The sequence below is a fragment of the Haliea sp. genome (genome assembly GCF_040222615.1).
Lineage (GTDB): Bacteria > Pseudomonadota > Gammaproteobacteria > Pseudomonadales > Halieaceae > Haliea.
On the sequence record NZ_JAVKCQ010000021.1, the window covers coordinates 1 to 11,622 of the forward strand.

10 protein-coding genes are annotated in these 11,622 nt (G+C 63.5%); 3 read left to right on the forward strand and 7 right to left on the reverse strand.

Annotation, left to right across the window (positions count from 1 at the left end; translation table 11 throughout):
* The first annotated feature begins 185 nt into the window (after positions 1-185).
* Positions 186-701, forward strand: coding sequence for a fasciclin domain-containing protein (locus tag RJQ10_RS02155; RefSeq protein WP_350143166.1), 516 nt, complete (start codon positions 186-188; stop codon positions 699-701).
* Between the two features lie 43 nt (positions 702-744).
* Here RJQ10_RS02155 and RJQ10_RS02160 read toward each other — a convergent pair whose 3' ends face one another.
* The 6 genes from RJQ10_RS02160 to RJQ10_RS02185 all read right to left on the reverse strand — a co-directional run bounded on the left by RJQ10_RS02160 (position 745) and on the right by RJQ10_RS02185 (position 6,530).
* A complete protein-coding gene (locus RJQ10_RS02160; RefSeq protein WP_350143168.1) occupies positions 745-2,550 on the reverse strand; it encodes a DUF885 domain-containing protein in 1,806 nt (601 codons plus the stop codon).
* A 111-nt stretch (positions 2,551-2,661) separates the two neighbouring features.
* Positions 2,662-3,339, reverse strand: coding sequence for a C39 family peptidase (locus RJQ10_RS02165; protein WP_350143170.1), 678 nt, complete (start codon positions 3,337-3,339; stop codon positions 2,662-2,664).
* The gene (locus tag RJQ10_RS02170) at positions 3,314-3,610 is read right to left on the reverse strand and encodes a hypothetical protein (RefSeq protein WP_350143172.1); all 297 of its coding nucleotides are present in this window, start codon (positions 3,608-3,610) and stop codon (positions 3,314-3,316) included. Before RJQ10_RS02170 ends, RJQ10_RS02165 begins: the two co-directional genes overlap by 26 nt.
* 102 nt (positions 3,611-3,712) lie before the next feature.
* The gene (locus RJQ10_RS02175; protein WP_350143174.1) at positions 3,713-4,045 is read right to left on the reverse strand and encodes a hypothetical protein; all 333 of its coding nucleotides are present in this window, start codon (positions 4,043-4,045) and stop codon (positions 3,713-3,715) included.
* A gap of 71 nt (positions 4,046-4,116) precedes the next feature.
* Positions 4,117-4,968: a hypothetical protein gene (locus tag RJQ10_RS02180; protein WP_350143176.1), complete on the reverse strand. Its 852-nt coding sequence runs from the start codon at positions 4,966-4,968 to the stop codon at positions 4,117-4,119.
* A gap of 179 nt (positions 4,969-5,147) precedes the next feature.
* The gene (locus RJQ10_RS02185) at positions 5,148-6,530 is read right to left on the reverse strand and encodes a lyase family protein (protein ID WP_350143178.1); all 1,383 of its coding nucleotides are present in this window, start codon (positions 6,528-6,530) and stop codon (positions 5,148-5,150) included.
* A 352-nt stretch (positions 6,531-6,882) separates the two neighbouring features.
* Here RJQ10_RS02185 and RJQ10_RS02190 point away from each other — a divergent pair, with 352 nt between their 5' ends.
* Positions 6,883-7,194, forward strand: a complete 312-nt coding sequence (locus tag RJQ10_RS02190) for a hypothetical protein (RefSeq protein WP_350143180.1) — start codon at positions 6,883-6,885, stop codon at positions 7,192-7,194.
* 197 nt (positions 7,195-7,391) lie between these two features.
* Positions 7,392-9,875 carry a TonB-dependent receptor gene (locus RJQ10_RS02195; protein WP_350143182.1) on the forward strand — a complete coding sequence of 828 codons (2,484 nt, stop codon included), beginning with the start codon at positions 7,392-7,394 and terminating at the stop codon, positions 9,873-9,875.
* A gap of 99 nt (positions 9,876-9,974) precedes the next feature.
* Here RJQ10_RS02195 and RJQ10_RS02200 read toward each other — a convergent pair.
* Positions 9,975-11,622 (reverse strand): TolC family outer membrane protein (locus RJQ10_RS02200; protein WP_350143184.1); only part of this gene is annotated, 1,648 nt, incomplete at its 5' end.

Here is an 11,622-nt window from a genome sequence, read left to right on the forward strand (position 1 = left end):
CCCCGGGCACCCCCCCCCGCCTTTACCCCGCCTCTACCCCGCCGCGCAGTGCCGCCAGCGGCCGGCAACTGCAGGCCCAGATGGGCACAACCGCGACAGCGGCAGTCCACGTCAGAATCGCTGACGTAACCAGGGTGTGCATCTATCCATGCACCCTGAATCCACTCTCACGAAAGGATCGCATCATGAATATTGCAACACGCTTTCTGGCGCTGCTTACCCTCTGCGCCGGACTCATTGGAGCGGGCGCCGCCAGCGCCGGCCATCACAGCGAAGGCGAAATGACCAGGCCCAACATCGTCGAGGTAGCAGCCGGCAACGACGACTTCTCCACCCTCGTCGCCGCCATCCAGGCCGCCGGCCTGGCAGAAGTCCTGGCAGGCGAAGGCCCGTTCACCGTATTTGCACCGACCAACGCCGCCTTCGCCAAATTGCCCGCGGGCACCCTGGATACACTGCTCGACCCGGCCAACAAGCAGCAGCTTGTCGACATCCTCACCTACCATGTCGTGGCCGGCAAAGTGTACGCCAGTGATGTGGTGAAGCTGACCACGGCCACCACGGTCAACGGCGCGGACGTCAGCGTCAAGACTTCGGAAACCGGCGTGCAGATCAATAGCGCCAACGTTATCACCACGGACATCAAGGCCGGCAACGGCGTTATTCACGTCATCGATACTGTCATCCTGCCGGGTGCCTGAACACGACTGACGTCCCCTTGGCGGCCTTGCGGCCGCCATTTTTTTACGACCCCGGATGCGCGTAGGGATTGGGACCGCCGGCGGCAATCCATTGCTCCAGTTGCTGCTCAAGAACCGGCAACGGTACTGAGCGCAGACCCAGGATCACGTCGTGAAAATAGCGCTTGTCGAAGTCCTCTCCCAGCGCCGTCTCGGCCTCCGCCCGCTTGCGCCTGATCAACATCTCCCCGAGCTTGTAGGCCAGCGCCTGCCCCGGCCATGAAATATAGCGATCAATCTCCGTGGTCAACTCGTGCTCAGACAGCGCCGTGTTGTCCCGCAGGTACGCCTGGGCCTGTTGCCGCGTCCAGCCGTAGTGGTGCAGGCCGGTGTCAATAACCAGCCGGGCCGCTCGCCACATCTCGTAAGACAGGCGGCCGAAATGCTCATAGGGCGTATCGTAGACGCCCATTTCTATACCCAGCCATTCCGTGTACAGGCCCCAGCCCTCGCCGTAGCCGGAGAAATAGTTATTGGCTCTGAATTCGGGAATATCTCCCGGCGCCTCCCGGGCAATTGCCGCCTGCAGTGAATGCCCCGGAGCGCACTCGTGCAAGGTCAACGCGGTCAGGGTATACAGGGGCCTCGACGGCAGGTCCCAGGTATTGAACAGACAGCTGTCAAGCCCGCCGCGACCGCCGGTGTAGAAGGGGGCGATCGCATCGGGCACCGGCAGGATGGTAAAGCGCCGCCGCGGCAGGAAACCGAGATTTTCCGCCAGCTTGCCATCGACCCGCTTGGCCACCCAGGCCGTGAAGGACAGCAGCTCGCGCGGGGTGCTGGCGTAGAACTGCGGATCCGTGCGCAGGAAATCGAGGAAGTCGGGCATGGGGCCGGCAAATCCCGCCGCCTCACGGGTCGCCTCCATCTCCGCGCGGATTCGCGCAACCTCTGCCAGCCCGATGGTATGGATCTCCTCTGCGCTGAGATCGAGCGTGGTAAAGGCGCGGATCTGGGCCCTGTAGAACGCCGCACCATCCGGCAGGTCGCGGGCTGCCAGTGATTCGCGAGTCCGGGGGAGGTATTCCTCGCGCATGAACTGCAGCAGCGCCGCGTAGGCCGGTACCACGGCTTCGTTGATGACGGCGCGCAGCTCTGCCCGCAACTCCTCCTGCCGGGCCAGCGGGATCGCCCCCGGCAGGGACTGCATCGGCGACCAGAACGGGTTTCCCTCCCCCGCCACCAGATAGGCCTCGATCGAGTCCTCACGCCCGGTCAGGCTGACCCGCGGCACGCTGTAGCCGCGCGCGAGGCCGGCCCGCATGTTGGCCTGGTGCTCGCCGAAGAACCGGGGCAGCTCGCGCAGGCGCGCCACATAGTCGCGATAGGCACCCTCGCTCTCGAAGCCGCCCAGCCGCGGGTACAGACCGGTCCAGAAAAAAGTGTCCGAGTTGAGCGGCGCCTCGTACGTCCGGTAGCGGACCTCATCGGCGAGGGTAGTCACAATCTGCCTGAACACGGCGGCATTGATGGCCTCCTGCGGGCTCAACCCGGCCGCGGGGATTGCCGCCAGTTCTGCAAGACTGCGCTCCCAGCGGGCGAGCCGCCGGGACTGGGTAGCGGCATCCACGCTGGGCAGGTGGGCGCCGGGGCGCCAGCCACCCTTGCCATCGCGCACCTGCCCCAGCTCATGCTGTCGCCAGGCATATTCCGATTCGTAAAGGCGCTGCAGACGCTGATCCGCATCGGCCTGCGCGGCGGCGGCCTGCGCGGCGGCGACCTGCGCGGCGGCGACCTGCGCACAAGCATTCGCTAGTGCCAGGACGAGGGCGGCGCCCAGCAGGACTGCGCGGTTTATCTTGTTTGGCACGGGGGGACTCCAATCATTGCTGCGGGGCGACTGAGGCGCGAAGCAGCGCCATGTTTGGATAGCAGGGCGCGATTGTCAACGCCACGGGCCCCGCCGGAGCGCGCCAACGACTCAGGCCGGGGGGCGCAACAGAGGCTGGCGTTCATCGACCCCGAAGTAGGCGGCAGCGGGCCGCAGGGAGCTTCCAGCCATCGGCCGGAACAGCATCAGGGTGCCTTTGGCTCCGCCAAACTCCGGATCCAGCCACAGGGACAGGAAGGCTTCCCGGCCCAGGCGGTGGTTACCCCAGGAGGGATCCGCAAGCTGGACCCGGCCCGCCCGGTCAATTCCCTTGAGCACACTGAAATGCGCCACGCCGTGAACTTCCAGCCTCACAATTGCCGGCACGGTGAGTGAGCCCAGCAGCTCCGGGGTTACCGACATGCCCGCGCCCTGCAATCCATGATGGCGGGCCAGGCGCAGCAGAATCGCGTAGGACACACCCTGCTGACGCCAGTTGACGGGCAGATTCCAGCTATCACCGAACTGGTCCAACAGCGCCAGCAACTCCGTTTCGGTCACCGGTGTTCGCAGATAGTGTGACAGGTAGGTGGCCAGCGCGGCCACGCCACAGGAAAAATCGCGCTGCTGCCGGACCACGCCGGCATCGCGCAGCGTTACCCAGTTGCGAAATCCGCCCTCAGCCGCCGGTGCTGTTGCCGGCGACAGGGACCCGCCCAGGGCAGCCAGTAACCAGCCGCCCAGCAGGATGCCGCCCGCGGCGTCAAAGCAGCTCCCGCGGCGGCTCATAGCTTTCTCCCGGTGGCAGTTCGCGGCGCAGCGCCCGCAGGGCTCGCCTGCGGCCCAGGTAGCCAGCGACCAGACTGGTCAAGGCAAAACCCGCCGCCGACAGCACCAGAAATGCCGCCGACAGCGCCTGGTCCCGGAACAGCGCCACCAGCAACGCCATCACGCTGATCAGGACGACGATTCCCTGGCCCCAGTAACGCAGCATATACCGCGTTTGCAACTGCTCGAAGCGGTAGTCCCTCAGCTTGTTTTCCAGTGGCGGGTATTTCATGCGACCTCCTTTCCGTCTTCACCTGTCCAGTCTAGACAAAAATCGGGGCAGTGCCCCGCGGCCGATCAATCAATCGCAGCCGCAGGGCGGGTGCCGCAACGACTAGTGCGAGTTTATCTGCGCATCATTACACCCCGCACAGCTGCCACCACCTCCGTAATGGGGTACGTAAACGCCCCAGAAAAACCCCATGAGAGCCAGATCAACGCCCGCAATAGACAAGGCGAGGTAGAGAGGCGCAATCCGCCCGGTGGCGCTCTCCAGCTCAGCGCCGGTCAGCATTTGCGCGCCGGAAGCCAGCGCGCTGGCGTCGCCAAACGCACTGTTCACCCACACAGTATCTGCAGTTGCTGCCGGGGTCGTGCCGGCCGCAAGCGGCTGGCAAACCAGAGTGGCAAGCGCAAGGCCCGCCGCGATTCCTGATAGTTTTTCCATGGTACTTCTCCCTGTACACAAGATTTCATCCAATGGCACACCGCACTGGCGCGCCCTGTACCACTCCCACCTCAAAACCGGTACAACCACTCCAGCGTCAGTCTGGCACCACTGTCACCGCTGGTGGCTATATGACTGTCAAGAAAAACCGTTGACCGCTCGCTGGCCAGCAACCCCAACCCCATGGCAAGGCCGGTCTGGTGCCTGCTGCCAGCGATGGTCGCGCCGTCAAAACGATCCCCTGCGCGGCGCTGCCAGGAGACCCCGCCGGTAAGGGTCACCCGGTGATTGACGGCAAAATTGACCTGCGGCCGCAGGGCCAGGACATCGCCCGGCTCCAGCGTGCCGCTGGCAAAGTCCCGCGACAGGCGCCACTCGTGGCTGACCGCAAGCGACAACACAACGGGGTCGATGGCACGGTAGATGTGTGCGCCCAGCCGCGCTGTCCGGCCGTGATAACGCTCGCCGGGCTGCAGCCAGCTGGTCTCCAGCACGTCCACCGCGGCCGTCAGCATCAGCGCCGGCGTTCGACCATCTGCGGACACCAGCCAGTTCGCACCCAGCGCCAGGGAATACTGCTTGTCACCACCGGAACCCTCGGCGCCGTGCCACGCCACCCGCGCCTGTGTGGCGCTGGCGTTGATTTCCAGGTTGTGGCGCAAGCCGTAGCGCACCCGGCTGCTCACCGCGCTCGCCCGCATCTGCTGTTGCTGCCGAACTGGCGACGGAGCCGCAGCGAGGCCGGCAGCTGCGGCCCCGGGGCTATCGCTGTTGCTGTAGGTGAACGCAGTTTGCAGTTTTAGCGAGCGCCGCTCGATCAGCAACTCTTCGATAGTCAGGGGCAACTGGGCCTGCACGGGGCCGGTGGCTAGTGCCGAACCCAGCAGGACTATTCTGGCGATGTGGCGACCTGTGGCAGACATTCCCTGTCCTCCCGTATCAGCGCTGGACGCTAACGAGCCGACAGCATCGCGCAAATCCGCCGCCGGAGGTACGTCGGATCAGAGCGAAAATCATCAGTTGCCGCGGGAATCCGCTCATTGTCGCCCACGCCCGGCGCGGGCGGGGACCGGCACGGTCAGGCGGTCACGCGGTCAGGCGGTCAGGGATCGGCGCGCCCGCCCCGGGCGAGGGGCAGGGGATCCAGCAGCCTGGTGAGCTGCTCCCGCGACAGGTCCGTCTCCTCCAGCGCCACCTCCAGCACCGTGCGCCCCTCCCGGAAGGCACGCTTGGCAATCGCTGCGGCGGCGTCATAGCCAATCACGGGATTCAGCGCCGTTGCCAGGATGGGATTGCGGGCAACGGTATCCGACGCATGTTCAACGCAGGGCTCAAGGCCCCCGACACAGCCCGCCATGGCAGCACAGGCGTCCGCGAGCAAGGCAATCCCCCCGAGTAACTTGTCGGCGACCAGCGGCAACATGACGTTGAGCTGGAAGCTGCCCGACTGCGCCGCGAGCGCTATGGTGGCGTCGTTGCCCAGTATTTCCGTCGCCGCCATCAGGACCGCCTCCGGCACCACAGGGTTCACCTTGCCGGGCATGATCGAAGAGCCCGGCTGCAGCGCCTGCAGGCGGATTTCTCCCAGGCCCGCCAGCGGGCCGGAGCCCATCCAGCGCAGATCATTGGCCATCTTGATCAACACCAGCGCCACGCCCCGCAAGCAGGCCGAGCACTCGACGTTGACATCCTGGGCCGCCATGCGCGTGGACGGCATCGCGGCGGCAGTGAAAGGGACCCCGGTTTCCGCCGCCAGGGACGCCAGCAGGACGCCAACATAGTCCGGCGGCACGTTGACTCCGGTTCCCACCGCGGAGCCGCCGATCGGCAGTGCCTGCAGCCGGGGGCGCAAGTCTGCCAGCCGCTGCCGGCACTCCCGCAACTGCGCCGCCCAGGTTCGCAGCTCGAAGCCGAGGGTGACCGGCATCGCGTCCATGAGGTGCGTGCGCCCGGTCTTGACCACGGCCTCCAGCTCGGGCGCGCGCCGCAGCAACGAGCTTTCCAGGGTGTTGATGGCGGGCAGCAAGAGGGATTCCAGCTCCAGCGCTGCGGCGACCTGGATCGCCGTCGGCACCACATCATTGCTGCTCTGGCTGCAATTGACATGGTCGTTGGGGTGCACCGGCCCTCCGCTCCGGCGGCTGGCCAGCGTGGCGAGCACTTCGTTCATGTTCATATTGCTGCTGGTACCGGAACCGGTCTGGAATACCGGTACCGGGAAAGCATCGAGGTACTCACCGGCCGCCACCGACAGCGCCGAGGCGGCGATGGCCGCGGCAACAGCCTCATCCAGCACGCCCACCCGGGCATTGGCGGTGGCAGCGGCGGCTTTGACCCGCGCCAGTGCGCGAAGAAACGGCGGGGGCATTCGCCGCTCTCGCGCTATGGCGATATTGTCCAGGGCGCGCTGGGTCTGTGCGCCGTACAGGGCCGCCGCGGGCACGGCGATCTCACCCATGGTGTCCTTTTCCATACGCTGGGACATGATCCAACCTCCGGATTCCAGGGGCGGCGAAGGAATGAGGGCTTCGCCACCATCTCGCACCAGTGTAATGCGGGCCAACCAATCCTGCACAAAGTTGGGGCCCCGACAGGACGCAAGCACACTTTGGCAGGTGCAGCGCGCACCATTTCCGCGCTTTCACGGAAACTTCCGTTACATCCAGTAACATTATGGTGCAGGCGCCCGAAGAGTGAGCTTATCCTTCTGATTTAAATAGCAAAAAAATATTCACCGAAAGCGCTTTCGGGGTTGCAGAGAGCGCCCATTGTGTGGATATTAGTAACACATCGGGTAACAACCGATGCCACAGCCACCACTATCTTGAGGTACCACCATGAAAACCCTGCTCGCAATTCCCGCTCTTGTCCTGGCCGCCAACACCTGGGCCAGCTGCCCTGCAACCATGCCGCAGGAAGTCCCCGCCATCCCGAACGCCCAGAGTGCCAGCCTTGAGGAAATGTACACAGCCCAGAAAGCGGTCAGCAACTATGTCGCCTCCGCTGAAGCCTACCTCGAATGCCGCTCCTCTGGCCTGCATCCGCTGATGCACAATCGCGTGGTCTACCTGGCCGAAACGACCGCCGAATCCTGGAACAGCGCCCTGCAGACCTTCCGCCAGCGGGACAAGATGCTTGCCACCAATTGATCAGTAGCAGCGACTAACCAGTTCCGGCAGACCGCAGATAACCATAAGCGCGGTCCCCAACCCCTCCCCACCACCTCAGCAGGCCCATCGCCCGGTATTGTGCGGGTGCCGGTAAATACCCTAGTATTTGCAGTGCGTCACTGCCCTCAACAGCGGGCAGACATAATTATCATAATATCTGACAACAGGAACTGCCCATGCCCATGTTTTTTCGCAAGGCACCGCTGGTCGCCGCTATCGCGGTACTCGCAACAAGCCCCCTGGCTCACAGCCAACTTCTGGAAGAAGTGATTGTCACCGCGCAGAAACGCGCACAAAGCCTGCAGGACGTGCCAATCTCCGTCTCCGCGATGCAGGGCGATAAGCTGCAAAGCGCCGGCATCCCCAATATGCAGGCGCTCTCCGATTACGTTCCCAACCTGTATATCGCCGCGGCGTCGGTCAACACCAATATCTACATGCGCGGCGTCGGCTCCGGCAATAACCAGGGTTTCGAACAGTCCGTGGGCATGTATATCGACGGCGTCTACATGGGCCGCGGCCGCCAGTACCGCGCCGGCTTCATGGACCTGGAGCGGGTGGAGGTCCTGCGCGGTCCCCAGGGCACACTGTTCGGCAAGAACACGGTCGCCGGTGCGATCAACATCATTAGCGCCTCGCCCGATGTCGGCGAAGGACCCAGCGGCGAAATTGCCGCGGCCGTGGAATCTAACGATGGCCAGACCTACGAAGGCTTCGTGCAGGGCTCGTTGACCGACACCTTTGCCGCCCGCCTGGGTTTCAAGCACCGGGTGTCTGACGGCTACATGGACAACGAATTCCTCAACCGCTCCGAGGGCGAGATCGACGAAACCGGCTTGCGCCTGACCACCGTCTGGCAGCCAACCGATAATCTCGACGTCACCTTCAAGTACAGCAACACCGACTACGAGCGCACGGGATCGCCCTCGACGACCAAGTTGTACCTGGACCCCGCCGGTCGCGACGCATTGTTCCCCAACCGCTCTGCTTTCGCGAACATCGCCTACCTGCTGACAGACGTCAATTTCCCTGACTTCGCCGAAATCGGGCGCAAGGAATTTGTGGTGTTCAAGGACAACGGCTACGGCAACAGCGGCGGCGACACCCTGGGTATTGGCATCAACCCTGACGGCAGCGATGAGGACTACGACAACTTCGTTCTGAACGTGGACTACGAGGTCGCGGGCGGCACGCTGACCTCCATCACCGGCTGGTCTGAGTACCAGTATATCGACGGTGTCGATGTCGACTGGCTGCCGCTGCAGTTCATCCACCGCGACGACAACCAGGAATTCGAGCAGTTCAGCCAGGAGTTCCGCTTTGCCTCTCCGGGCGGCGAGTTCTTCGACTACGTCGCAGGTATCTACTATGAAAACAGCAATCTGAAATTTGATCGCCGGGTAACCCTGGATGCCAATATGGACGGCCTGGTGCCTGGCCTGCTGGGAATCAACAGCCTGTTCACCGTGCTTTCGGGCGGCCTGTACAACGCCGAGCAGATTGGCCGCAACCATCTCTACGAGCAGGACTCGGACTCCGTCGCCGTGTTCGGCCAGGGCACCTTCAACCTCTCCGACAGCCTGAGACTGACAGTAGGCCTGCGCTACACGGAGGAAAACAAGGAAGTGGATACCGAGCAGTTCCTCAGCGACAGCATCACGGGCATGGGAGCGCCCTCGGACAATTATTTCCTGAGATTCATCCAGGCCACCAGCTTCAACGCCTACAGCTACGACTTCAGGGAAAAACGCAGCACCGACAAGTGGCTGCCGTCAGTGAACATACAGTGGGACGCCAGCGAGAACAGCATGCTCTACGCCAGTTTCTCCCAGGGCTTCAAGAGCGGCGGATTTACCGACGCTGACGACGGTGAGCCGGGCGACCTGACACCCGGGGCTTTCCCCTGCGCACCCGGGCAGCCGATTGAAGCCTGCTACGACCCCACCAATCCCAACGATGACTTCGAGTTTGAAGACGAAGAGGTGGATGCCTTTGAAATCGGCGGCAAGCACACCCTGCGGGGCGGGAGCATGACCCTGAACTGGGCGGCGTTCTACACCCAGTACGACAACCTGCAGACCTCTATATTCAAAGGCCTGGGCTTCGGCGTAACCAATGCCGCCAAGTCCGAGATCAAGGGCCTTGAAATCGACATGCTGTGGCAGGTAACGAACAAGCTGAGAGTCGGGGTCAGCGGCGCCTGGCTTGATGCCAGCTATGATTCTTTCGTGGATGCGCCCTGCACAGCGGTCCAGCTTGACCTGGATCCACTGTGTGGCACACCGGGCGGCTTCACCAACAACGACCTTTCCGGCGAGGTGACCACCTATGCTCCGGAGTACACGGGCTCGCTCACCTTTGACTACGACCATCCACTGGCCAATGGCCTTGAATGGTTCGTCTCCGGGGAAGGCAACTACCGGGATGATTTTGAACCCGGCGGCGACAACGATCCCGTAGACAGCATCGATTCCTACAGCAAGGTCAACCTGCGCACCGGTCTGCGCGGCGAGAACTGGGAGGTCATGGCCTACGGCCGCAATATCTTCGACAAGGAAGTGATCGTGCAGAGCTTCGACACCCCGGTACTGGCGGGCACACACAGCCAGTTCGTGGATGAGGGGCGAGTGGTGGGCCTGCGCGCCAAGTACTCGTTCTGAGTCCGGGCCTTTCGCCGCCGCGGTGAGAGGATCCTGCAAGAAAAAAAGCCCGGCTCTGCAAAGAACCGGGCTTTTTTGTTACTCACACTGGCTGGGGAATCAGGCCCCGTTACCGTCCAGCACCAGATCGACCCGGCGGTTAAGGCTGCGACCATCGACCGTGTTGTTATCGGCAATCGGGCGGGTCTGGCCAAAACCCACGGCGGTGATCTGCGACTCGCGCACTCCGTGCTTGTCGATCAGCATCCTGCGCACAGCGTTGGCCCGGCGATCCGACAGCCACTGGTTATACTCAGCTGTGCCGGTAATATCGGTATGGCCCTCGACTATCGCCACAACCCTGGAGTTGTCCTTCAGGAAAGCCGCTGCCCTGCCGATCTCCTCGTCAAAGTCGCTGGTGATCATTGAGGAGTTGACCGCGAACTGGACATTGAGCGAAACCGCCACGCGGTTTTCGCCGACATCGCGATACCGGTTGGTGTTGGAGCCGCTGCGGGACAGGCGCGCCATCAACGCTTCCTTGTCCACCTCGACCGCGCGCGGCGCCTCCGACGGGCACAGCGCCTGGCCGTCGGTATCACCACCGCGGGACAGCTCGAGCTTGTACTGGGCAATCTGGTCTTCATTCAGGCCATCGACGTCCAGCGCCGCACGCAGCAGACCGATGCTGGCGAGAGTGCGGGTCTGGGCCGCGCGCAGGGCCGCTTCGGCGTTGACATAGGCGCGCTGGGTGTCGAAGTACTCGTTCTGGGAGTCCAGCAGGTCAAGCAGGGTGCGCTGGCCGATGTCGAACTGATCCTGGTAGGCGCGCCGTGTCTTGTCCTGGGACAAGCGGTTGCGATCCAGGAAAACCACCTGCTGTTCCAGCGCCTGGATATCGTTGAAGGCGATCATGGTTGTCTGCCGCACATTGAGGCACGCCTGCTTGCGCTCTTCCATGGCGGCGTTGTAGCGGTTGTAGAACTCGCGTTTGCGGGCGCTGTCAGCGCCACCCCGGAACAGGTTGTAGTTCAGCACCAGCTCTACGGCCTCCTCGTCATAGCGACCGTCAAGGCCATCCGTGTCGTGCTCGACCTCGTTCCGGTAGCGCAAATCCACCCGCGGCATGAAGGGCGCGTTGGTGCGATTGAGCTCAGCCTGGCTTGCGCGCAGGTTCTCGATTGCGGCATTGATTTCCGGGCTTTTGTCGTAGGCCAGGTTCAGCGCCGCCGAGCGCATCTCCGGGATCATGCCGGCGGGGATGGCCGGCATCTGCAGGTTCTCCACCGGCAGGTCACCGACGACGCGCTGGAAGCGGGCCTGGACATCGTGCAGGTTGGTCATTTCGGTCAGCAGGTTGGACTCCGCCAGGGCGACCCGGGCGGTCGCCTGGTCCAGGTCCACACCCTGGCTCACACCGCCGCCGGTGCGCTCGGCGATCTTGTCGTACACCTCGCGGTGGAACACATAGTTTTCCTCCGCGAACTTGACCAATTGCTGGTAACGCACGGTATCCAGATAGGCCTGGGCAGCTTCGAGGGCAACTTCCTCGGAAGCCCGCTGCAGCTCGTAATACTGGCTCAGCTTGTTGAAGCCAAGGGCGCGCACGTCCTCGCGGGTGGCGAAGCCGTCGAACAACATCTGGGTGATCGTGAAGCGGGTAGCGTCACGGGTATAGCTGCCGAGGTCGATCAGCGGGGTTTCACGCTCCTCGCGACCGATTTCCGCACTCAGGTCTACGCTGGGAAAATATCCGCCCCTGGCCGCC